Genomic DNA, 23,027 nt, shown 5'->3' on the forward strand with positions numbered 1-23,027 from the left:
CGGTAAATCCGGTGGCGCTGTCGGACCCGGCCGTTAGGGTCGGGCGGTGACCACGGTTCAGCCACTCATCCGGGCCCGGGGGCTCGTGAAGCGGTTCGGTGACTTCACCGCGGTCGACGGCATCGACGTCGAGGTGCTTCCCGGTGAGGCGTTCGGCTTCCTCGGTCCCAACGGCGCCGGCAAGTCCTCCACCATGCGGATGATCGGCTGCATCTCCCCGCCCAGCGGCGGCGAGCTGCGCATCCTCGGCATGGATCCGGTGCGTGACGGGCCGGCGATCCGGGCCCGGCTCGGGGTGTGCCCGCAGCTCGACAACCTCGACCCCGAGCTGACCGTCCAGGAGAACCTGACCACCTACGCGCGCTACTTCGGCATCCCGCGCCGCGTCGCCCGGGAGCGGGCGCGCGAGCTGCTCGACTTCGTGCAGCTCGCCGAGCGCGCCGACAGCAAGGTCGAGCCGCTCTCCGGCGGCATGAAGCGCCGGCTCACGATCGCCCGGGCGCTCGTCAACGAGCCGGAGATCGTGCTGCTCGACGAGCCGACCACGGGGCTTGACCCGCAGGCCCGGCACCTGGTGTGGGAGCGGCTGTTCCGGCTCAAGCAGCAGGGCGTGACGCTGGTGCTCACCACCCACTACATGGACGAGGCCGAACAGCTCTGCGACCGGCTCGTCGTCATGGACGGCGGCCGGATCGTCGCCGAGGGCTCACCGCGCGCCCTCATCGAGCGCTACTCCACCCGTGAGGTGGTGGAGCTGCGCTTCGCCGCCGAGTCGCAGGAGGCGTTCGCCGGCAAGCTCGACGGATTGGGGGAGCGGGTCGAGGTGCTGCCCGACCGGGTCCTGCTCTACGTCGCCGACGGCGACGCGGCCGTGGCCGAGGTGCAGGCGCTCGGCCTCACCCCGGCCAACGTGCTGGTCCGGCGCAGCAGCCTGGAGGACGTGTTCCTGCACCTCACCGGCCGCACGCTGGTCGAGTGAGCCCGTCCGGCGGGGCCCGCCACGATCGTTGGCGGCCCGGCCGGCATCTGGCGCGCGTGCCGACCGGCTGAGCTGCCACCGATCACGGGAGAGTGCGCGTTGTCCAGTGGGAGCCATGGTCGGCGCCGTGCCCGAAACTGCCGCGACAGCACCGGCGGCCGGCCGTAGGGTGGCTCCGGCCTGTCGTACCCCCGGGGTAGGAAGGCAGTGGACGGCGAGTCGGGGGCGGTGATCGTGGTGGACGTGGCGTCATCGGCGCGGGCCCGGCCGACGCGGTCGCGGGTGCCGGCGTTCGCGGTGCTCCACTACTACCTGGTCGGCTACCGGCGCACCTGGCGGGCCGGGGTCTTCTCGTCGTTCCTGCTGCCGGTGCTCACCGTGCTGGGGTTCGGCCTCGGCGTCGGCGCCTACATCGACCAGGGCGTCGACGGGGTGCCCTACCTCGACTGGCTGGTGCCCGGGCTCATCGCGTCGACCGCGTTGCAGGTGGCGCTCGGCGACTCGACCTGGCCGGTGTTCAGCAACTTCCAGTGGGTCAAGACGTACTACGCGCAGAGCGCCGCCCCGCTGCGGGTCGGTGACATCCTCGCCGGGCACCTGCTCTACGTGCTGTTCCGGGTGCTCACCACCATCGCGGCGTTCCTGCTGGTCACCGGGTTGTTCGGGGCGCTGCGCTCACCGTGGGCGCTGGCCACCCTGCCGGTCGTGGCGCTGCTCGGCCTGGCCGTCGCCGCGCCGACGTTCGCCTACAGCGCGTCCGTCTCCAGCGACAGCTGGCTGGCCATGCTGTTCCGCTTCGGCGTCATCCCGATGACCCTCTTCGCCGGGGTGTTCTTCCCCGTCGAGAGCCTGCCGGAGGGGCTGCGCCAACTGGCGTACGCGACGCCGCTCTGGCACGCGGTCGACCTCTGCCGAGCGGCGACCCTCGGCGTGGCTCCGCAGTGGTCGGTGGCCGGTCACCTGCTCTACCTCGCGGCCTGGGCGCTCGGCGGCGCGCTGCTGGCCCGCCGGGTGTTCCGCCGCACGCTCGTCGTCTAGGGAGGAGTGCCGTGGTCAGCCTGGTCCTGCCCCGGCTGGTCGACGTCTCCGCCGCGTCCCGGCGGTCGGCGTCGGTGGCCGAGCGCAACATCGCGGCGCTGAAGTCGGTCTACTGGCTGCTGCTCGTCTCCGGCTTCGTGGAGCCGCTGCTCTACCTGCTCTCCATCGGCGTGGGAGTCGGCGCGCTGGTCGGCGACCTCACGCTCCCCGGTGGCCAGGTGGTGACGTACGCGGCGTTCGTGGCCCCCGCGATGCTCGCGTCCTCCGCGATGACCGGCGCGCTCGCCGAGACCACCTTCAACTTCTTCGGGAAGATGAAGTACATGAAGCTGTACGACGGGGTGATCGCCACCCCGGTGCAGCCGTTCGAGATCGCGCTGGGTGAGCTGGGCTGGGCGATGCTGCGGGGCGGGGCGTACTCGGCCGCCTTCCTCGTGGTGATGGCCGCCATGGACCTCACCACCGTGGGTCGGGCGGCGGCCGCCTTCCCGGCCGCGGTGCTCGTCGGATTCGCGTTCGGCGCGCTCGGCATGGCGCTGGCCACGTTCATGCGGAGCTGGCAGGACTTCGACCTGATGGGCTCGGCGCAGTTCACCCTCTTCCTCTTCTCCGGCACGTTCGTCCCTGCGGAGGCCTACCCGGCGATCGTGCGGTGGCTCGTGGAGGTCACCCCGCTCTACCGGGCGGTGCACCTGATCCGGGGCGTCGCGCTCGGCACCGGCGGCTGGTCGTCGCTGCTCGACGTGCTCTACCTGGTCGCCGTGATGACCGTGGGTCTGCTGGTGGCGGCGCGCCGGATGGGCCGGTTGCTCTACAGGTAGGTGGTTATCACCGCCGTTGTCGGGGCATGTCCTTCGGGACTTTCGCGACGACGAGGAGGGGTGGATGACCGCCGACGAGTCTGCCGGCCGCGACCGCGACGCGGCGGCCGCGGGAGGGGCCGCCGACCGGCCCGACCCACCTCGGAACGCCCGGCCCGTGGGCCCGGACGAGGGCCCGCAGAGCCCCGCCCAGATCCCCGGCCCGGGGTGGATGGCGACGCTGCGCCGGACGGTGCGGGAGTTCCAGGAGGACAAGCTCACCGACTGGGCCGCCGCACTGACCTACTACGGGGTGCTCTCCATCTTCCCCGGACTGCTCGTGCTCGTCTCCATCCTCGGCCTGCTCGGGCCGGAGACCACCGAGACCGTCAAGAACACGGTCACCCAGGCGATCCCCGAGGGCAACATCCAGGGCATCCTGGAACGGGCGATCGACCAGGCGAAGCAGTCCGGCGGCCTGGCCAGCCTCGCCGCGGTCCTCGGTCTGCTCGCCGCGTTCTGGTCCGCCTCCGGTTACATCGCGGCCTTCATGCGCGCCTCCAACGCCATCTACGACGTGCCGGAGGGGCGGCCGATCTGGAAGACGCTGCCGATCCGGGTCGGCGTGACCGCCGTGATCGGCGTGATGCTGCTGGTCAGCGCGGTGATCGTGGTCTTCACCGGCCGCCTCGCCGAGGCCGCCGGCAACGCCATCGGGCTCGGCTCCACGGCCGTGACGGTCTGGAACATCGCCAAGTGGCCGGTCCTGCTGATCCTCGTCAGCCTGATGTTCGCGATCCTCTACTGGGCCTCGCCGAACGCCCGGCACGGCGGCTTCCGCTGGGTCAGCCCCGGCGGGGTGCTGGCCGTCGTGATCTGGCTGGTCGTCTCGGGTCTGTTCGCCCTCTACGTGACCAACTTCGGCTCGTACAACAAGACGTACGGCACCCTGGCCGGCGTCATCATCTTCCTGATCTGGCTGTGGCTGACCAACATCGCCATCCTGCTCGGGGCGGAGTTCGACGCGGAGCTGGAACGCGGCCGGGCCATCTCGGCGGGGCACCCCGCGGACAAGGAGCCCTACGTGGAGCTGCGCGACGACCGCAAGCTCCGCAAGAAGCGTCAGCGCTGATCCGCCGTACGCACATCCGGGTGGCCGCTCGCACGGGCGGCCACCCGCTTTACTTGGTCCACTATTAGCTTTTGTTCGTTCGGACAAAAGTTGGATCAAGATTGGCTGAAGCTCTGGACATGCGGCACGGAACCCTCCTACTGTGTCGGGCACAACACATTGCCGTTGCGTCGATGTGAGCGACGCCGATGCGGAGGTGAGTCCCGGTGCGGACGGAGGACCCGCTGCACGTACGCCTCCTGCGGCTGCTGCGCGACGAGGGGGCGGTCTCCCGGGCCGAGCTCGGCGACCGGCTGCAGATGCCGCGCCCCCGGCTCCTGGCCGAGCTGGAGCGGCTGGTCAGCCTCGGCTACGTGGCCGAGGCCGGGCTGGCCGCGTCCCGGGGCGGACGGCGGTCCACCCTGGTGGAACTGAACCCGCGCCTGCGTTTCGCCGCCGTCGACCTGGGCGCCAGCTCGATCGACGTCGAGGTGGTCAACGGCCGGCTGGAGCCGGTGGCCGCGTACGCGGAGCCGGCCGACATCCGCTCCGGCCCGAAGGTCACCCTCCAGCGGGTCAACGAGCTGCTGCACAAGGCCAAGGTGGACGGCGCGTACGAGCGGCTCGACGCGGTCGGCATCGGCGTGCCGGGGCCGGTGAGCTTCCGCGACGGGGTGCCCGTGTCCCCGCCGATCATGCCCGGATGGGACCGGTTCCCCGTACGCGAGCTGCTCACCCGCGAGCACGGCTGCCCCGCGGTGGTCGACAACGACGTCAACATCATGGCGATCGGCGAGCGGCACGGCGGTGTCGCCCACTCGGTCGACGACTTCCTCTTCGTCAAGATCGGCACCGGGATCGGCTGCGGCATCTACCTCAGCGGCGAGGTCTACCGGGGCACCGACGGCTGCGCCGGCGACATCGGGCACATCCAGGTCGACTCGCACGGTCCCATGTGCTCGTGCGGCAACATCGGCTGCCTGGAGGCCCTCTTCAGCGGCGCCGCGCTCGCGAAGGACGCGACCGCCGCCGCCCGCAACGGGATCTCCCCGGCGCTGGCCGAGCGGCTGGCCGCCAACGGCGCGGTCACCGCGCTCGACGTCGCCGAGGGCGCCGTCGAGGGGGACGTGACCTGCATCCAGCTGATCCGCGACGGGGGACGGCGGGTCGGCGGGGTGCTGGCCGGGCTGGTGAGCTTCGCCAACCCGTCCATGATCGTGATCGGTGGCGGCCTCGCCCAGCTCGGCCACATCCTGCTCGCCGAGATCCGCAGCGTGGTCTACCGGCGGTCGCTGCCGCTGGCCACCGGCAACCTGCCCGTCGTCCTCTCCGAACTCGGCCCGCGAGCCGGTGTCGCGGGGGCGGCGGTGCTCGCCAGCGACGTGGCGTTCGGCGAGGCGTCATGAGCGCGGGGAGCGAGCCGGGTCGGCGAGCCCGGCGTTCGCGAACGGAGCAGGCACGGTGAGCGAACGGGAGGAGGGTGCGGTGACCGGAGGGCACGCGAGCCCGGCGGACGGCGGTGCGGAGGGTCCGGGCGTGGACGCTCCGCTGGTCGAGGCCCCGGCCGACGCCGTGGCCGGCGAGGTGGTGCTGCGCCTCACCGACGTGGTCAAGACGTTCCCGGGCGTACGCGCCCTGGACGGTGTGCAGCTGGAGGTCCGTGCCGGCGAGGTGCACTGCCTGCTCGGGCAGAACGGCGCCGGGAAGTCGACCCTCATCAAGGTGCTGTCCGGCGTGCACCGCCCGGACTCCGGCCAGGTCGAGTGGCGCGGGCAGCCGGTCACCTTCCCGAATCCGCAGGCTGCCATGCGGGCCGGCATCGCCACGATCTACCAGGAGCTCGACCTGGTGGAGGACCTCTCCGTCGCGGAGAACGCGTTCCTCGGCCACGAACCCCGCCGGTTCGGCTTCGTCCGCCGCGGGCACATGGCCCGGCGGACCCGGCAGATCCTCGGCCGGCTGGGCCACGCCGAGATCCCGCCGAACCGGATGGTGCGCTCGCTGCCGGCGGCCGGCAAGCAGGTCGTCAGCATGGCCCGTGCGCTGTCGCACGAGGCCCGACTGATCATCATGGACGAGCCGAGCGCCGTGCTGGCCCACGACGAGGTCGGCAACCTGTTCCGGATCATCCGGGAGCTGACCGCCCAGGGCATCGCGGTCATCTACATCTCGCACCGGCTGGAGGAGATCCGCGAGATCGGCGACCGGGTCACCGTACTCAAGGACGGCCGGACCACGGCGGCGAACCTGCCGGCCCGCGACACCCCGACCCGCGACCTGGTCAGCCGGATGACCGGCCGCACCATCGAGTACGTCTTCCCGGAGCGGGCGGCCGAGGCGGAGCCGGCGGGGGCCGACCTGCTCGAGGTGCGGGGCCTGACCCGGTCCGGCGAGTTCGCCGACGTGTCGCTGCGCGTGCGGGCCGGGGAGATCGTGGGCATCGCCGGGCTGGTCGGCTCCGGCCGCTCGGAGCTGTTGGAGACCATCTACGGCGCGCGCCGGGCCGAGGCCGGGACGGTGCGGATGGGCGGCCGGGTGCTGCGCCCCGGCAGCGTCGGCGCGGCGGTCCGGGCCGGGATGGGCATGGCGCCGGAGGAGCGCAAGAGTCAGGCGCTGCTGCTCGGCGAGCCCATCTACCGTAACGTCACGCTGGCGACCTTCGCCCGGTACGCGCGAGCCGGCTTCACCGACGCCGGGCGGGAGCGCGCCGAGGCGGACCGGATCGCCGACAGCCTCGAGCTGCGCCCGCGCGACGTCCGCCGGCCGGTACGCACGCTCTCGGGCGGCAACCAGCAGAAGGTGGTGGTCGGGCGCTGGCTGCTCGGCGACACGAAGCTGCTGCTGCTCGACGAGCCCACCCGGGGCGTCGACGTCGGCGCCCGGGCCGAGCTGTACCAGGTCATCCGGTCCCTCGCCGAGCAGGGCGTGGGGGTGCTGCTGGTCTCCAGCGAGGTGCCGGAGGTGCTCGGTCTCGCCGACCGGGTCCTGGTGATGCGCGAGGGGCGGGTCGTCCGCGAGGCCCCCGCCGGCGAACTTGACGAGAACACCGTCCTCGACCTCGTCATGGCGGGGTCCCTGATGGAAGGCGCGGCGGCATGAGCGAGCGGATCGTCCATACAACGCGGCTGGGCGTCGGGCCGCTGTGGAGCGGAACCGAGGTGGCGGCGTGAGCGAGGTGACGGAGACCCCCGCCGCGGAGCGGGCGGCAAAGCTGCCGGCGCAGTCGCCGCCGGTGGACCCGGCCGAGACCGCGGCCGCGGGCCACGCGGCCACCGGCCGGCTCTCCTGGTGGCGCGGCGACGGTGGTGAGGGCGCCCGCCGCAACCTCGGGCTGATCGGGGTCCTGGTGGCCCTCATCGTGATCGGCATCGTCACCCGGCCCGACCTCTACGGCGACTCGAGCTGGGTGTGGAGCAACTTCCTGACCATCCTGAAGCTGGCGTCCGTGGTCGGCGTGGTGACCGTCGGCATGACCTTCGTGATCATCGGCGGTGGCATCGACCTCTCGGTCGGCGCGATCGTCGCACTGGCCGGGGTGTGGGCCACCACGGTGGCCACCCAGAGCTACGGCGCCGGCGGCATGATCTTCTGCGCGCTGACCGTGGGCCTCGGTGTCGGCCTCGTCAACGGCCTGCTCATCTCGTACGGCCGGCTGGTGCCGTTCATCGCCACGCTGGCGATGCTCGTGGCGGCGCGGGGTCTGGCGGCGGAGATCTCCAACAAGCAGACCCAGGTGTCGGACAACAACACGATCAACAGCATCGCCAGCACGAACCTGCTCGGCATCCCGCTGCTGGTCTACATCCTCGCGGCGGTCGTCATCGCCGGTTGGGTGCTGCTCAACCGCACCACCTTCGGCCGGCGGACGGTGGCGGTCGGCGGCAACCCGGAGGCGGCGCGGCTGGCCGGCATCAACGTCAAGCGGCACACGCTGCTGCTCTACGCGCTGTCCGGGCTCTGCTGCGGCATCGCCGCGATCATGCTCACGGCCCAGGCCACCTCGGCCCAGGCCGCGATGGCGAACCTGTACGAGCTGGACGCGATCGCCGCCGCGATCATCGGCGGCACGCTGCTCAGCGGCGGGCGGGGGACCATCATCGGCTCCCTCCTCGGGGTGATCATCTTCTCGACGATCACCAACCTCTTCGCGATCAACGGCCTCTCCACCGAGGCCCAGAACATGGTCAAGGGCGGCATCATCGTGGCGGCCGTCCTGGTCCAGCAGGTGCACTTCCGCAGCCTCACCCAGTTCCTCAGCCGCAACCGGCTCACCACCACCTGACCCCACCACCGCACATCCGGGCCACCGCGCAGGCGACGGTGGCCGGGCCTCGCACACCCTTTCCACTCCCACCACCGCGAATACAGGAGGTCGTCATGACCCAGCACAGTCGCGACCTGTCACGCCGCCGCCTGCTCTTCGGCGGGGCCGCCGTCGGCGCCGGCGTGCTGCTGGCCGGTTGCACCAGCAACGAGAGCCAGGAGCCGACCACGGCGCAGACCAAGGGCGCCGACGCCGCGGCCGGCGGCAACGCCGCGCCGGGCGAGCGGGTGACCATCGGCTTCTCCGCCCCGGCCGCCGACCACGGCTGGATCGCCGCGATCACCAACAACGCCAAGGCGCAGGCCGCCGCGTACTCCGACGTGGAGTTCAAGACGGTCGAGGCCGGCGCCGACGCGGCGGCCCAGCGGGCGGCGCTGTCCACGCTCCTGTCCCAGAAGCCGGACGTGATCGTGCTGCTGCCGCACGACGGCAAGGAACTCAACGCGTTCGGCCTGGAGGCCATGCAGGCCGGCGTCCCGGTGGTCAACCTGGACCGCGCCTTCCCCGACGCCAAGGCGTACCGGCTCCAGATCAAGGGCGACAACTACGGCATGGGCGTGGCCGCGGCGACGTACATCGCCGAGCAGCTCAAGGCCAAGGGGGTCAGCAACCCGGTGATCGGCGAGATCGCCGGCATCGACTCGCTGGAGCTGACGCAGGAGCGCTCGAAGGGCTTCGCGGACACCCTGGCCCAGCACGGGCTGAAGGTCGCCAACCGGCGGGCCGCCGAGTTCACCGCGGACTCCGGCCAGCAGGCGGCGACCGGCCTGCTCCAGGCGCTGCCGAAGATCGACGCGATCTGGAACCACGACGACGACCAGGGCATCGGCGTGCTGGCCGCGATCAACCAGGCCAACCGCAAGGAGTTCTTCATGGTCGGCGGCGCCGGCTCGAAGAAGGCGATGGAGGACATCCAGGCCGACAACACGGTGCTGAAGGCCACCGTCACCTACAGCCCGTCGATGGCGTCCTCGGCCATCTCGCTGGCCCGGCTGATCGCCCAGGGCAAGGGGATGTCGGACCTCGTCGAGCTCCAGGTGCCCAAGGAGATCATCCTCGCCTCCGAAACGATCACCAAGGAGAACGTGAGCAACTACCTCAAGCTCGGGTTCTGACACATCTGGGGGGAGACCCACCTTGTCCACTACAGACATGCAACTGCGGGTCGGCATGGTCGGCTACGCGTTCATGGGCGCCGCGCACTCGCAGGCCTGGCGCACCGTGAACCGGGTGTACGACCTGCCGGCGCGGGCCCGGATGGCGCTGATCTGCGGCCGGGACGCCGGGAACGTGGCGGAGGCCGCCGACCGGCTCGGCTGGGACGCGTACACCACGGACTGGCGTGACCTGGTCAGCCGGGACGACATCGACGTGGTCGACGTCTGCACACCGGGCGACAGCCACGCCGAGATCGCGCTCGCCGCGCTGGCCGCCGGCAAGCACGTCCTGTGCGAGAAGCCGCTGGCCAACACCGTGGAGGAGGCGAGGGCGATGGCCGCCGCGGCGGCCACGGCCCGGGCCTCCGGTGTGCGGTCGATGTGCGGCTTCAACTACCGCCGGGTGCCCGCGGTCGCGATGATGCGCAGACTGGTCGCCGACGGACGGCTCGGCGTGATCCGGCACGTCCGGGCGGCCTACCTGCAGGACTGGATCGTGGACCCGCAGTTCCCGCTGGTGTGGCGGCTGCAGAAGGATAGGGCGGGCTCCGGCGCGCTCGGCGACATCGGCGCGCACATCATCGACCTGACCCAGTACGTGACCGGCCAGCGGATCACCGGGGTGAGCGCCGTGACGGAGACGTTCGTCAAGGAGCGGCCGTTGCCGGCGGGGTCGAGCGGGCTGGCGGCCACGGTGGACGGCTCGGTGGACGGGCACGCCGACGGCGCGGGCCCGGCCACCGGTCCGGTCACCGTCGACGACGCCGCGCTGTTCGTGGCGCGGCTCGACGGCGGCGCGCTGGCCACGTACGAGGCGAGCCGCTTCGCCACGGGGCGCAAGAACGCCCTGCGTGTGGAGATCAACGGCTCGCTGGGCAGTGTGGTGTTCGACCTGGAGCGCCTCAACGAGCTGGAGTTCTACGACGCGACGCTGCCCACCGCCGAGCAGGGCTTCAGCCGCATCCTGGTGACCGAGGGCGACCACCCGTACATGTCGGCCTGGTGGCCGCCGGGGCACATCATCGGCTACGAGCACTCGTTCACGCACCAGATGCGTGACTTCATCGAGGCGATCGCCACCGGCACCGATTCGGAGCCGTCCTTCGCCGACGCCCTCCAGGTCCAGCTCGTGCTGGACGCCGTGGTCCGCTCGGCCGAGCTGGGCTCGTCGTGGACCGACGTGGAGCCGGCCCTGACCGCGGTGGCGGTCTGACCGTCGGCCCGGCCGGGTCCGCCCGGCCGGGCCGGAGACCCTGTCCGCCCGCGGGGCGGTGACGACACCGCCCCGCCCGAGAACCTTTCCGGACCGACCGGCGAGGGCCGGCCGCGGTTGCGCCCCGCGGCCGGGACGAGGTCGGGTCCGAAAGGGCGTGCACCCGGGCGACGTGCCCGGTGGCACACGCAGGACGGCCGTCCGGTGTGGCCGGACCGGGATTCCCCGGCCGCACCGGAGGGCCGCCACCACCCACGACGATCCGGAGGAGCAGATGGCACCGCCCGCCTCCCGCGCGACCGTCACCGACCTGTCCCGCCCACCCGCCGCGGGCCGCGGCCGCTGAGACGTCCGGCCGGGGCGGCGGGCCACCGCCCCGACGCGGATACGGGGGAGGCAGGGTCGCGACGCCGACCGACCCTGCCTGCCAGCCCCGTCCGTCCGCACCCGCACCGGGTCGCCGGTCCGGCGCCGTCGCCGCCGACGTCGACGCCGGGCCGCTCCGGGGCGGACGGGCGGACGGGGCCCATCCGCTCACACCCATAGTTTTCCGGAGCAACTTCTGATATCAATATAATTCGATGCACAACGGTCCTCCTTGACCGGGGAAGGGGCGCCATGCGTACGGGTGTCTGGCTGGTGGGGGCGCGCGGCTCGGTCGCGACCACGAGCATCGTCGGAGGTCTCGCCCTGCGGGCCCACCTCGCGGGGCCGACCGGATGCGTCACCGAACTCCCCGAGCTGCGCGGCCCCGCGCTCCCGGCCTTCGCCGACCTGGTGTTCGGCGGCCACGACGTGGCCACGACCCCGCTGGCCAAGCGCGCCGAGACGCTGGCCGCCGCCGGTGTCCTGCCCGGCCGCCTGGTCGCCGCGCTCCCTGACGAACTGGCCGCCGTCGAGGAGGAGCTGCGCTGCGCGCCCGGCGGCGACACCCCGGCCGACCGGGTCGCCGCCGTCGTCCGCGACCTCACCGACTTCCGCGACCGGCACCGGCTGGACCGGGTGGTCGTGGTCAACGTGTCGTCCACCGAACCGGCGGCGCACCCGCACCCCGCGCACGCCGACCTGGCCGCGCTGCGCGACGCGCTGGCCGACACCCCCGACGTCCTGCCGGCCAGCTCGCTCTACGCGTACGCGGCGCTTCAGGCCGGCTGCCCCTACGTCGACTTCACCCCGTCCACGGGCGCCCGGCTGCCGGCGCTGCACGCGCTGGCCGTCGAGCGCGGCCTGCCGTACGCCGGCCACGACGGCAAGACCGGGGAGACCCTCGTCAAGTCGGTGCTGGCCCCGATGTTCGCGATGCGCCACCTGCGGGTGCGCTCCTGGTCCGGCCTGAACCTGCTGGGCGGCGGCGACGGCGCCAACCTGGCCGACCCGGCCGCCAACGCCGCCAAGGTGGAGAGCAAACAGCGCGTGCTCGGCGAGACGCTTGGCTACGTGCCGCAGGGCGAGACCCGCATCGACTACGTGGAGGACCTCGGCGACTTCAAGACCGCCTGGGACCTGGTCACGTTCACCGGCTTCCTCGACACCCGGATGCGCATGGAGTTCACCTGGCACGGCTGCGACTCGGCGCTCGCCGCGCCGCTCGTGCTCGACCTGGCCCGGCTCACCGCCGCCGCCCACGCGGCCGGCCGCGTGGGCCCGCTGACCGAGCTGGCGTTCTTCTTCAAGGACCCGCTCGGAGCGCCGACCCACTCGCTCGCCGAGCAGTGGGCGCGGCTCACGGAGTTCACCCGCGACCTGCACGCCGGGAAGGAGAACGCCGATGGCCACGCTGGCTGACCTGGCCGAGCTGGTCCGCGCGCCGGCCGCGCTCTCGGTCCCCGGTGACGTCGTCGCCGGCGCCGCGGCGGCTGGAGCACTCGACCGGCGCACGCCCGCCCTGGCCGGCGCCTCGGTGCTGCTGTACTGGGCCGGCATGGCCGCCAACGACTGGGCGGACCGCGACCTGGACGCCGTCGAGCGGCCCGAACGGCCGATCCCCAGCGGCCGGGTCCGCCCCGGCACGGCGGTCGGGCTGGCCGCCGGCCTCACCGCGGCCGGGCTGGCCCTCGCCACCGCCGCCGGGGGCCGGCGCGCCGCGGCGGTCGCGGTGCCCCTGGCCGCGGCCGTCTGGGGGTACGACCTGCGCGCGAAGAACACCGCCGCCGGCCCGGCCGTGATGGCCGCCTGCCGGGGGCTGGACGTGCTGCTCGGCGCCGCCACCGGCGGCCGGCCGGCCCGCGCCCTGCCGGCGGCGCTCACCGTGGCCGCGCACACCTGGACGGTCACCGCGCTCTCCCGCCGGGAGGTCACCGGCACCGACCCGACCCTGCCGCTCGGCACCCTCGCCGGCACCGCCGTCGTCGCGGCGACCGCGGCCCGGGCAGCACGCCGTACCCCCGCGACCGCCACCCCCGGTCCGGCCGACGCCTCCGCCGCGGCGGGGCGGCGCGGTGCCCGTACGCCGAGGGAGGCGTCGCGTCGCGGCGCGCTCGCCGCGCTCGTGCCGGCCGCGCTGGCCACCTGGTACGCCACGGGTTACGGCGCGGCGCAGGCCCGCGTGGTCGCCGAACCCACGGCCGGGCGGGTCCGGGCGGCGGTCGGCGCGGGCATCACCGGGCTGCCCGCGCTCCAGGGCGCGCTCACCGCCCGTGGCGGGGCCGGCCTGCTGGGGCTCGTGGTCGCCGCCGCGGCGCCGATCGGTCGGCGCCTGGCCCGGAAGGTCTCGCCGACATGAGCGCCCCACCCCCCGACCCGGCGCCCGCCACGTCGCCGGCCGATCCCGCCCCGCCGCGCTTCGGCTACGGCACCAACGGCTTCGCCAACCACCGGCTCGACGACGCGCTGGCCGTCATCGCGGACCTCGGGTACGAGGGGGTGGCGCTCACCCTGGACCACGACCACCTCGACCCGTTCGCGCCCGGTCTGGTGCGCCGGGTGGCCGCGCTGCGGCGCCGGCTGGACTCCCTCGACCTCGCCGTGGTGGTCGAGACGGGCGCCCGCTACCTGCTCGACCCGTGGCACAAGCACGCGCCCACACTGCTGCACGACGACCCGACGCGGCGGGTCGAGTTCCTGCGGCGCGCCGTCCGGGTCGGCGCCGACCTGGGGGCGGAGGCGGTCTCGTTCTGGGCCGGCGTACGCCCCGACCCGGTTCCGCCCCGCGCCGCCTGGGACCGGCTCGTGGCCGGATGCGCCACCGTGGCCGACGCGGCCGACCGGGCCGGGGTGCGGCTCGGCTTCGAACCGGAGCCCGGCATGCTGGTCGAGGACATCGCCGGGTGGTGGCGGCTGCGCGCCGCCCTCGACGACCCGCCCTGCTTCGGCATCACCCTCGACATCGGGCACTGCCGCTGCCTGGAGCCCCAACCGGTGCCCCACTGCGTGCACGAGGTGGGGGCGCACCTGGTCAACGTCCAGATCGACGACATGCGCCGCGGCGTCCACGAACACCTCGAGTTCGGCGAGGGTGAGATCGACTTCCCGCCCGTGCTGCGTGCCCTGGGCGACGCCGGCTACCGCGGCCTGATCGCGGTGGAACTGCCCCGGCACTCGCACGCCGCGCCCACCGTCGCCGCGCGGTCGCTGGAGTTCCTCCGGGCCGCCGCGGCCCGGGCCCGGACCCTGCCGCCCCGCACGGGCACGCGCGCCCACGCGGCGGTACCGGCGCAGGCCGCCGCGCCGGCCCCGGCGCACGCCTCCGCGCCCCTCAGCTCCGCACCCTCGGACGCACCGTCGAGCGGAACGGCCCCGGTGCGTATGTAGGGGCGGAGCAGAGGGGGTCCGGGCGACGCCCGGGCGCCCACGGCGAGACCGCGCAGGCGCCGGTCGGACCGGCGCCGAGGGGAGGCACGATGACACCGGAGCACCTCCGGACGGCCCTGCGGGGCGTACCGGATCCCGACTGGCTGGACACCGCGCTGCGGCAGGTGGCCGACGAGCCCGCGACGATCACCCGGTTCTTCCCGGCCGCCGGCCGGCGCTGCGGCCGGGCCGCCCTGCCCGACGCGCCCGGCTGGACCGCCGACGAGGCGGCCCGCGCGCTCCTGCTCGCCACGCTCCCCGGCGACCACGCCCGGTACGCCGACACCCTCTACCGCCAGGGCGACGCCGCCGAGAAGCGTGCCGTGCTCAAGGCGCTGCCGCTGCTGCCGATCGGCCCGGACGCGGTGCCCCTGCTGCACGACGCGATCCGGACCAACGACACCCGGCTGCTCGCGGCGGCCCTCGGCCCGTACGCCCGGCACCTGGACGCCGCCGCCTGGCGGCAGGCGGTGCTCAAGTGCGTCTTCACCGGCGTGCCGCTGGCCGTCGTGGCCGACCTCGACGCCCGCGCCGACGGGGAACTGGCCGCGATGCTCACCGGCCTGGCCGACGAACGGCACGCCGCCGGCCGCACCATGCCCGCCGACGCCACCGACCTGCTCGACCGACTCACCGCCGGCTCCGGCCGACCCACCGCCGCCCGGGAGGCGTGATGCGAATCTTCGACCCGCACATCCACATGACCTCGCGCACCACCGACGACTACGAGCGGATGGCCGCCGCGGGCGTCCGCGCCCTGGTGGAGCCGGCGTTCTGGCTCGGGCAGCCGCGCACCAGCCCCGCGTCGTTCACCGACTACTTCGACTCGCTCGTCGGCTGGGAGCCGTTCCGGGCGGGACAGTTCGGCATCCGGCACCACGCGACGATCGCGCTGAACCCGAAGGAGGCCAACGACCCGCGCTGCCGGCCTGTCCTCGACCTGCTGCCCCGCTACCTCGACAAGGACGGGGTCGTGGCGGTCGGCGAGATCGGCTACGACTCGATGACCCCGGAGGAGGACGAGGCGTTCGCCGCGCAGCTCGCCCTGGCCGTGGCGCACGACCTGCCGGCGCTGGTGCACACGCCGCACCGGGACAAGGCCCGGGGCGTCGAGCGCAGCCTCGCGGTGGTCCGCGAGTCCGGCATTGACCCGGGTCGGGTGGTGCTCGACCACCTCAACGAGGTGACCGTGAAGCTGGCCCGGGACAGCGGCTGCTGGCTCGGCTTCTCCATCTACCCCGACACCAAGATGTCGCCGCCACGGATGGTGGAGATCCTGCGGGAGCACGGCACCGAGCGGATGCTGGTGAACTCCGCCGCCGACTGGGGTCGCTCCGACCCGCTGCTCACCCGGGCCACCGGCGAGGCGATGCTCATGGCCGGCTTCAGCGACGACGACGTCGACCGGGTGCTCTGGCGCAACCCCGTGGAGTTCTACGGGCAGTCCGGGCGGCTCGACCTCGCCGAGCCGGACCTCGCCGACGCCGACGGGCCGGCCGGCACGTTCGCCGGCAACTCGATCCTGCGCGGGGGCAGCTGATGCGACTGCGACATTCCTCGGGCGAGACCGTCCACCTCGGCTACTGCACCAACGTGCACCCGGCCGAGGACCTCGCCGGCATCCGCGCCCAGCTCGACACGTACGCGGTGCCGGTCCGGGAGGCGCTCGACGCCGAGCTGCTGGGCCTGGGGCTGTGGCTGGCCGCCCCGGTCGCCGCCGAGCTGGCCGCCGACGCGTCCGCCCGACGGCGGCTCCGGGCCGACCTCACGGCACGAGGGCTGGAGGTGGTCACCCTCAACGGCTTCCCGTACGCGGCGTTCCAGGCCCCGGTGGTCAAGGGCGACGTCTACCACCCCGACTGGACCACGCCGCAGCGGCTCGCGTACACCCTCGACCTGGCCCGGGTGCTCGCCGACCTGCTCCCCGACGACGCGGCCCGCGGCTCGATCTCCACGCTGCCGCTGGCCTGGCGGCACCCGTGGGACGCGGCCCGCGCCGACGCGGCCCGGCGGCGGCTGGACGAGCTGGCCGCCGGCCTCGCCGACGTGGAGCGGGACACCGGGCGGCGGATCCGGGTCGCCTTCGAGCCGGAGCCCGGCTGCGTGGTCGAGAGCACGGGACAGGCCGCCGGCCTGCTGTCCGGTGTGGACACCGACCGTCTCGGTGTGTGCGTCGACCTCGCGCACCTCGCCTGCGCCTGGGAGCAGCCGGCCGAGGCGTTCGCCCGGCTGCGCGCCGCCGGCCTGCCCGTGGTGAAGGTGCAGGTCTCGGCGGCGTTGGAGGCGCCCGACCCGGGCGGCGCGGCCGACGCGCTGCGGCGGTGGGTCGAGCCCCGGTTCCTGCACCAGACCCGGGCCGCCGGGTGCGCGGGCGGCGCCGACCCGGCCGATCCCGCGTACGCGGCCGACGACCTGGACGCCGCGCTCGACGCGGAGCTGCCGGGGCCGTGGCGGGTGCACTACCACGTGCCGCTGCACGCCCCGCCCGAGGAGCCGCTCCGGTCCACCCTCCCGGTCCTGCGCGCCGCGCTGGCCGCGCTCTACGAGGGTCCGGGCGCGGGCTGCGACCACCTCGACGTCGAGACGTACACCTGGGGGGTGCTGCCGGAGGCGCGGCGCCCGCGCACCGACGCCGAGCTGGCCCGGGGGATCGCCGCCGAGCTGGCCTTCGCCCGCGCGGAGCTGGTCGCGCTCGGCCTCGCGCCGGGCGACCGGCGGGACGGCGCGGACGCGCAGGCGCGGGGCGGCGTCGGGCGGGACGATACGGCGGCGCGGGGCGGCGTCGGGCGGGACGATACGGCGGCGCCGGGCGGCGTCGAGCGGGACGAGTCGGGTACGCCGCGCGGCGGCGTGGAGCGGAGCGAGGTGCCGGCATGAGTCGCCGACTGGTGGTGCTGGACGTGGTCGGGCTGACCCCGCGGCTGCTGGCGCACATGCCGCGCCTGCGCGCGGTGGCCGAGCGGGGTTTCCGGGCGGAGCTGGGCACCGTCCTGCCCGCGGTGACGTGCTCGGTGCAGTCGACGTTCCTGACCGGCGAGCCGCCCTCCGGGCACGGGATCGTGGGCAACGGCTGGTACTTCCGCGACCTCGGCGACGTGCTGCTGTGGCGGCAGCACAACGCGCTCGTCGGCGGTGAGAAGCTCTGGCAGGCGGCCCGGCGCGCCGAGCCCGGCTACACGGTGGCCAACGTGTGCTGGTGGTACGCCATGGGCGCGGACGTGGACTGGACCGTCACCCCACGGCCCGTCTACTACGCGGACGGGCGCAAGGAGCCCGACTGCTACACCGACCCGCCGCAGCTGCACGACGCGCTCACCGGCCGCCTCGGCACGTTCCCGCTGTTCAGCTACTGGGGGCCGGGCGCCGGCCTGGCCTCCTCGGCGTGGATCTGCCGGGCGGCCGAGCAGATCCTCGCCGACCACTCGCCGGACCTGACCCTCGTCTACGTGCCGCACCTCGACTACGACCTGCAACGGTACGGCCCGTCGTCGCCCCGGGCCGCCGCCGCGGCGGCCGAGCTGGACGGCGTGCTCGGCCCGCTGCTCGACGCCGCCGAGGCCCGGGACGCGACAGTGGTGGCGCTGTCGGAATACGGCATCACCGACGCCTCCCGACCGGTCGACGTCAACCGCCTGCTGCGCGCCGAGGGGCTGCTGCGGGTGCACACCCAGGCCGGGATGGAGTACCTCGACCCGTGGACGTCGCGGGCGTTCGCCGTGGCCGACCACCAGGTGGCGCACGTCTACGTCCGCGACCCGGCGGACGTGCCGGCGGTGGCGAAGCTCTGCGCCGGGCTGCCCGGCGTGGCCGAGGTGCTCGACGCCGAGGGCAAGGCGGCGCACGGGTTGGACCACCCGCGGGCCGGCGAGCTGGTGCTGGTGGCCGAACCGGACGCCTGGTTCACCTACTACTACTGGCTGGACGACGCGCGCGCGCCGGACTTCGCGCGGCTCGTGGAGATCCACCGCAAGCCCGGCTACGACCCGGCCGAGCTGTTCTTCGACCCGGCGGCCCCGGCCGCGGCCAAGCGCCGCGCCGCGGTGGCGCTGGCCCGCAAGAAGCTCGGCATGCGGTACCTGATGAACGTCGTGGGCCTCGACGCCGGCGCGCGGGCGGTCCGCGGCTCACACGGCCGGCTGCCGGCCCATCCGGCGGACGGCCCGGTGCTGCTCTGCTCGGACCGGTCCGCGGCCCGGGAACGGATCGCGGCCACCGAGGTCAAGGGGCTCCTGCTGGAGCTCGCCGGGCTCACCGCGTCCGGGACGCGGGGGGAGGCGCCGTGACGGTCACCGTGGCGCCGACCGACGCGAGCGGCCTGCGGGCACGGTTCGACGCCGAGCTCGCCGCGTTCCTGGAGCGGCAGGGGCCGGACTGGCCCGACGGGGCGCCGCGCGGGGTGTTCACCGCCCTGCAGCGCTTCGTGCTGGCCGGCGGCAAGCGGCTGCGCCCGCTCTTCTGCTACTGGGGCTGGCGGGGCGCCGGCGGCGAGGACGGCACGCCGATCGTGGTGGCCTCGGCCGCGCTGGAGCTGTTCCACGCGTTCGCGCTGATCCACGACGACATCCTGGACGGCAGCGACCGCCGCCGGGGCGAGCCGTCGGTGCACCGGCTCTTCGCCGACCTGCACGCGCGCTCGTCCTGGCGCGGCGACCCCGAGGCGTACGGCCGGAACACGGCGCTGCTCTGTGGTGACCTGTGCGCCGCCTGGTCGGACCAGATGTTCCACGAGTGCGGGCTGACCACCGAGCAGGTGCACCGGGGGTACGCGATGTTCGCGCTGATGCGTACCGAGGTGATCGCGGGGGAGTACCTGGACCTCGTGTCGGGGGTCGGGGACGGCTCGGTGGCCAGCGCGCTCACGGTGATCCGGATGAAGGCGGCCCGATACACGGTCACCCGGCCGTTGCAGATCGGCGCGACCCTGGCGGGCGGGCCGCCGGAGCTCGTCGACGCGCTCGCGGAGTTCGGCGACCCGCTGGGCGACGCGTTCCAGCTCCGCGACGACGTGCTGGGCGTCTTCGGCGACCCGGCGGTCACCGGGAAGTCGATCCTCGACGACCTGCGCGAGGGCAAGCCCACGGTGATGATGGCGCTGGCGCGCAGCGCCGCCGACCGGGTGCAGACGGCGCGGCTGCGCGAACTCTTCGGCAACCCGGACCTGGACGCCGACGGCGCCGCCGAGCTGCGCGCGATCATCGAGGCGACCGGCGCCCGCGACCGCATCGAGCAGATGATCCGCGTCCGCACCGACGCCGCCCTCGCGGCCCTGGAGCGCGCACCGGTCGGCGACGAGACCCGCGCGGCGCTCGTCGAACTGGCCGGGCTGGCCATCGACCGCCGCTCCTGAGGGACCCGGCCGGGCCGGGCCCCGGCGGGGTCCGCCGGTCGGCCCGCCGTCCGTTCCGGCGCGGCGCACACCCCCGCGACTTTCGACCGATCCAGCGAAAGTCAGGTCCGGATCGGCAGAACGTATGGACATATTTAAGTACGTAATTTAAGGTCGTGCCCAGCATCCACTGTTTCGTCGAGGTGAACCGGCGGCGCGGTAACCCATCGACTGGTGACCTCCGAGCACGTGGCTCCACCGTGCGGAGTGCTCACGGCCGGCCGGGTCGGCACCCCGGCGGGCCCCCACCGCAACCCCCGCCACGGCACCCCGGCGCGTCGGCGCGCGCCCCGCCCTGGCGGTCAGTCGTCAGGAGGGACAGCTCACCATGTCCAACTCGGACAGATCGCACCACCGACCCCGACGATGGTTCCCCGCCGGTTCGGCGCTGCTGCTGGTCGCCGCGGCCGGCACGGTCGCCCTCGGCGCCGGTCCCGCCGCAATCGGCGGTCCCGCCCCGGCACAGGCCCACCCGATCAACGCCACCGACTTCCAGCAGGTCGAGCTGGCCCGTGGCGTCGCCGAGATGGGCGAGCCCATGTCGCTGGCCGTGCTGCCCGACCGCTCGGTGCTGCACACCGCCCGCAACGGCACGCTGCGCCGCACCGACGCGAACGGCACCACGACGGTGATCGGCACGATCCCCGTCTACACCCACGACGAGGAGGGGCTGCAGGGCGTCGGGGTGGACCCGAACTTCGCCAGCAACCGCCACATCTTCCTGTACTACGCCCCGCCCTTGTCCACCCCCGCCGGGGACGCGCCGGCCACCGGGAGCGACTTCTCCGCCTGGCAGGGGGTCAACCGGCTGTCCCGGTTCACCCTGAACGCCGACTTCACCCTGAACCAGGCCAGCCGGGTCGACGTGCTCGACGTACCGGCCGACCGGGGCCTCTGCTGCCACGTCGGCGGCGACATCGACTTCGACGCCGCGGGCAACCTCTACCTCTCCACCGGCGACGACACGAACCCGTTCGACTCCGCCGGGTACGCCCCGATCGACGAACGCACGAACCGCAACCCCGGGTACGACGCGCAGCGCAGCGCCGGCAACACCAACGACCTGCGCGGCAAGATCCTGCGGATCAAGGTGAACGCGAACGGGACGTACTCGATCCCGGCCGGCAACCTCTTTCCGGCCGGCACGCCCGGCGCCCGCCCGGAGATCTACGCGATGGGCTTCCGCAACCCGTTCCGGATGAGCGTGGACAAGGCCACCGGCATCGTCTACGTCGGCGACTACGGGCCGGACGCCGGCTCGACCAGCGCCACCCGTGGGCCCGCCGGCCAGGTCGAGTTCAACCGGGTCACGGGGCCGGGCAACTACGGCTGGCCGTACTGCACCGGCACCAACACCAGCACCGAGACCTACAACGAGTGGGACTTCGCCACCAACACCAGCGGCCCGAAGTTCAACTGCGCCGGCGGGCCCACCAACAACTCGTTCCGCAACACCGGCCGGTCCACGCTGCCGCCCGCGCAGCCGGCCTGGATCCGGTACGGCGGCGACGCCGGCAGCCCGCCGGAGTTCGGCGGCGGGTCCGAGTCGCCGATGGGCGGCCCGGTCTACCGGTACGACGCCGCCAACCCCTCGGCCACGAAGTTCCCCCAGTCCTTCGACGGCCAGTTCTTCGCCACCGAGTTCGGCCGCGGCTGGATCAAGCCGATCCACGTCAACGCCGACGGCTCCCGGGGCACCATCGACAGCTTCCCCTGGACGGGCAAGCAGGTCATGGACTCGGCGTTCGGCCCGGACGGCGCGTACTACGTGCTCGACTACGGCACCGGGTACTTCAACGGGGACGCGAACTCCGCGCTCTACCGCTTCGACTACATCGGCGGCGGCAACCGGGCTCCGACCGCGGTGGCGACCGCCGACCGCACCTCCGGCGCGGCCCCGCTGACGGTGGCGTTCTCGTCGGCCGGCTCGTCCGACCCTGAGGGCGGTGCGCTGACGTACGCGTGGGCCTTCGGCGACGGCACCACCTCCACGGCGGCGAATCCGACGAAGACGTACACGGCCAACGGGACGTTCACGGCGACCCTGACCGTACGCGACCCGCAGGGCGCGACCGGCAGCGCGAGTGTGGTGGTCAGCGTGGGCAACACGGCGCCCACGGTGACCGTCAACAGCCCCGGCAACGGCAGCCTCTTCTCCTACGGCGACACCGTGCCGTTCAGCATCACCGTCACCGACCCGGAGGACGGCACGATCGACTGCGCCAAGGTGAAGATGACCTACGTGCTCGGGCACGACCAGCACGGGCACCAAATCACCTCGCAGAACGGGTGCACGGGCGCGATCACCATCCCGGTCGACGGCGAGCACGACGAGGCGGCGAACATCTTCGCGATCTTCGACGCGGAGTACACGGACGCGGGCGGCCTCACCACCCACACCCAGCACACGCTCCAGCCCCGGCACCGCCAGGCCGAGCACTTCAAGACCTCGTCGGGGATCAACACGTTCGACAAGGCCACCGCCGAGGGCGGGAAGACCGTCGGTGACATCCACAACGGCGACTGGATCGCGTTCCAGCCGTACCGGGTCGGCAACGTCACCTCGTTCACGGCCCGGGTCTCGTCGGCTGGCGCCGGCGGCACGCTCCAACTGCGCACCGGCTCGCCCACGGGCACCGTCATCGGCTCGGCCACCGTGCCGGTGACCGGCGCCTGGGACACCTTCACCACCGTCACGGGCACGGTCGGCAGCCCGCCGGCCGGCACCACGACGCTCTACCTGACGTTCGCGGGGTCGGGCACCGGCGCGCTCTACGACGTGGACGCGTTCACGCTCAACACCGGCGCGGGCAGCGGCGGCACCGGCCCGATCCGGGGCCTCGCCGGCAAGTGCCTGGACGTGCGGGGCGCCGGTACGGCCGACGGTACGCAGATCCAGATCTACACCTGCAACGGGACCGCTGCGCAGACGTGGTCGGTGACGCCGAACTCGACGGTGCGGGCGTTGGGTAAGTGTCTCGACGTGTCCGGTGGTGGGTCGGCGGACGGTACGAAGATCCAGTTGTGGACGTGCAACGGTACGGGTGCGCAGAACTGGTCGGCGCAGGCCGACGGGACGTTGCGTAACCCGCAGTCGGGCAAGTGCCTGGACGTGTCGGGCAACAACTCGGCCGACAGCACGCCCGTGCACCTGTGGACGTGCACCGGCGCCGCGAACCAGAAGTGGACCCTGCCCTGATGTGCGCGGAGGGGCCCTTTCAACGGATAGC

At 73.6% G+C, this 23,027-nt stretch carries 18 protein-coding genes; all 18 read left to right on the forward strand.

What is annotated here, in order from left to right:
• Positions 1 to 46 precede the first annotated feature (46 nt).
• Entirely contained in the window at positions 47 to 979 is a 933-nt protein-coding gene (locus OG994_RS00610; RefSeq protein WP_328851873.1) for an ABC transporter ATP-binding protein, read from the forward strand.
• Positions 980 to 1,216: 237 nt separating this feature from the next.
• Entirely contained in the window at positions 1,217 to 2,017 is an 801-nt protein-coding gene (locus tag OG994_RS00615) for an ABC transporter permease (protein ID WP_120330404.1), read from the forward strand.
• Positions 2,018 to 2,028: 11 nt separating this feature from the next.
• Positions 2,029 to 2,838, forward strand: coding sequence for an ABC transporter permease (locus OG994_RS00620; protein ID WP_120330289.1), 810 nt, complete (start codon positions 2,029 to 2,031; stop codon positions 2,836 to 2,838).
• 64 nt (positions 2,839 to 2,902) lie between these two features.
• Positions 2,903 to 3,949: a YihY/virulence factor BrkB family protein gene (locus OG994_RS00625; RefSeq protein ID WP_328851874.1), complete on the forward strand. Its 1,047-nt coding sequence runs from the start codon at positions 2,903 to 2,905 to the stop codon at positions 3,947 to 3,949.
• A 206-nt stretch (positions 3,950 to 4,155) separates the two neighbouring features.
• Positions 4,156 to 5,334 carry an ROK family protein gene (locus OG994_RS00630; RefSeq protein WP_120330291.1) on the forward strand — a complete coding sequence of 393 codons (1,179 nt, stop codon included), beginning with the start codon at positions 4,156 to 4,158 and terminating at the stop codon, positions 5,332 to 5,334.
• A 178-nt stretch (positions 5,335 to 5,512) separates the two neighbouring features.
• Positions 5,513 to 7,027 carry a sugar ABC transporter ATP-binding protein gene (locus OG994_RS00635; RefSeq protein WP_328853633.1) on the forward strand — a complete coding sequence of 505 codons (1,515 nt, stop codon included), beginning with the start codon at positions 5,513 to 5,515 and terminating at the stop codon, positions 7,025 to 7,027.
• Between the two features lie 67 nt (positions 7,028 to 7,094).
• Positions 7,095 to 8,210: an ABC transporter permease gene (locus OG994_RS00640; RefSeq protein WP_120330292.1), complete on the forward strand. Its 1,116-nt coding sequence runs from the start codon at positions 7,095 to 7,097 to the stop codon at positions 8,208 to 8,210.
• A gap of 95 nt (positions 8,211 to 8,305) precedes the next feature.
• Complete coding sequence (locus OG994_RS00645; RefSeq protein ID WP_120330293.1) at positions 8,306 to 9,367, forward strand: substrate-binding domain-containing protein; 1,062 nt, start codon at positions 8,306 to 8,308, stop codon at positions 9,365 to 9,367.
• Positions 9,368 to 9,404: 37 nt separating this feature from the next.
• Complete coding sequence (locus tag OG994_RS00650; RefSeq protein ID WP_407942590.1) at positions 9,405 to 10,622, forward strand: Gfo/Idh/MocA family protein; 1,218 nt, start codon at positions 9,405 to 9,407, stop codon at positions 10,620 to 10,622.
• Positions 10,623 to 11,240: 618 nt separating this feature from the next.
• Positions 11,241 to 12,407: an inositol-3-phosphate synthase gene (locus OG994_RS00655; protein ID WP_120330295.1), complete on the forward strand. Its 1,167-nt coding sequence runs from the start codon at positions 11,241 to 11,243 to the stop codon at positions 12,405 to 12,407.
• Entirely contained in the window at positions 12,391 to 13,344 is a 954-nt protein-coding gene (locus OG994_RS00660) for an SCO3242 family prenyltransferase (RefSeq protein WP_120330296.1), read from the forward strand. Before OG994_RS00655 ends, OG994_RS00660 begins: the two co-directional genes overlap by 17 nt.
• Entirely contained in the window at positions 13,341 to 14,372 is a 1,032-nt protein-coding gene (locus tag OG994_RS00665) for a sugar phosphate isomerase/epimerase family protein (RefSeq protein WP_120330297.1), read from the forward strand. The genes OG994_RS00660 and OG994_RS00665 overlap by 4 nt, the downstream gene beginning before the upstream one ends.
• An 89-nt stretch (positions 14,373 to 14,461) precedes the next feature.
• Positions 14,462 to 15,085 carry an EboA domain-containing protein gene (locus tag OG994_RS00670; protein ID WP_120330298.1) on the forward strand — a complete coding sequence of 208 codons (624 nt, stop codon included), beginning with the start codon at positions 14,462 to 14,464 and terminating at the stop codon, positions 15,083 to 15,085.
• Positions 15,085 to 15,951 (forward strand): TatD family hydrolase, encoded by an 867-nt coding sequence (locus tag OG994_RS00675; protein WP_328851876.1) that lies wholly within the window; start codon positions 15,085 to 15,087, stop codon positions 15,949 to 15,951. Before OG994_RS00670 ends, OG994_RS00675 begins: the two co-directional genes overlap by 1 nt.
• The gene (gene eboE / locus OG994_RS00680; protein ID WP_328851877.1) at positions 15,951 to 17,288 is read left to right on the forward strand and encodes a metabolite traffic protein EboE; all 1,338 of its coding nucleotides are present in this window, start codon (positions 15,951 to 15,953) and stop codon (positions 17,286 to 17,288) included. The genes OG994_RS00675 and eboE overlap by 1 nt, the downstream gene beginning before the upstream one ends.
• A complete protein-coding gene (locus tag OG994_RS00685) occupies positions 17,285 to 18,694 on the forward strand; it encodes an alkaline phosphatase family protein (RefSeq protein WP_192902222.1) in 1,410 nt (469 codons plus the stop codon). The genes eboE and OG994_RS00685 overlap by 4 nt, the downstream gene beginning before the upstream one ends.
• Complete coding sequence (locus tag OG994_RS00690) at positions 18,691 to 19,758, forward strand: polyprenyl synthetase family protein (protein ID WP_120330301.1); 1,068 nt, start codon at positions 18,691 to 18,693, stop codon at positions 19,756 to 19,758. Before OG994_RS00685 ends, OG994_RS00690 begins: the two co-directional genes overlap by 4 nt.
• Positions 19,759 to 20,125: 367 nt before the next feature.
• Positions 20,126 to 22,996, forward strand: a complete 2,871-nt coding sequence (locus OG994_RS00695) for an RICIN domain-containing protein (RefSeq protein WP_328851879.1) — start codon at positions 20,126 to 20,128, stop codon at positions 22,994 to 22,996.
• Positions 22,997 to 23,027: the final 31 nt, after the last annotated feature.

The sequence above is a fragment of the Micromonospora globbae genome, from assembly GCF_036184225.1.
GTDB classification, from domain to species: domain Bacteria; phylum Actinomycetota; class Actinomycetes; order Mycobacteriales; family Micromonosporaceae; genus Micromonospora; species Micromonospora globbae.

Bases quoted from the DNA above. Each gene is read 5' to 3' on its own strand.
- OG994_RS00645 (WP_120330293.1), top strand. From the start codon at position 8,306: ATGACCCAGCACAGTCGCGACCTGTCACGCCGCCGCCTGCTCTTCGGC.
- OG994_RS00685 (WP_192902222.1), top strand. From the start codon at position 17,285: ATGAGTCGCCGACTGGTGGTGCTGGACGTGGTCGGGCTGACCCCGCGG.
- OG994_RS00665 (WP_120330297.1), top strand. From the start codon at position 13,341: ATGAGCGCCCCACCCCCCGACCCGGCGCCCGCCACGTCGCCGGCCGAT.
- OG994_RS00670 (WP_120330298.1), top strand. From the start codon at position 14,462: ATGACACCGGAGCACCTCCGGACGGCCCTGCGGGGCGTACCGGATCCC.
- OG994_RS00660 (WP_120330296.1), top strand. From the start codon at position 12,391: ATGGCCACGCTGGCTGACCTGGCCGAGCTGGTCCGCGCGCCGGCCGCG.
- OG994_RS00675 (WP_328851876.1), top strand. From the start codon at position 15,085: ATGCGAATCTTCGACCCGCACATCCACATGACCTCGCGCACCACCGAC.
- OG994_RS00650 (WP_407942590.1), top strand. From the start codon at position 9,405: ATGCAACTGCGGGTCGGCATGGTCGGCTACGCGTTCATGGGCGCCGCG.
- OG994_RS00625 (WP_328851874.1), top strand. From the start codon at position 2,903: ATGACCGCCGACGAGTCTGCCGGCCGCGACCGCGACGCGGCGGCCGCG.
- OG994_RS00655 (WP_120330295.1), top strand. From the start codon at position 11,241: ATGCGTACGGGTGTCTGGCTGGTGGGGGCGCGCGGCTCGGTCGCGACC.
- OG994_RS00695 (WP_328851879.1), top strand. From the start codon at position 20,126: ATGTCCAACTCGGACAGATCGCACCACCGACCCCGACGATGGTTCCCC.
- eboE (WP_328851877.1), top strand. From the start codon at position 15,951: ATGCGACTGCGACATTCCTCGGGCGAGACCGTCCACCTCGGCTACTGC.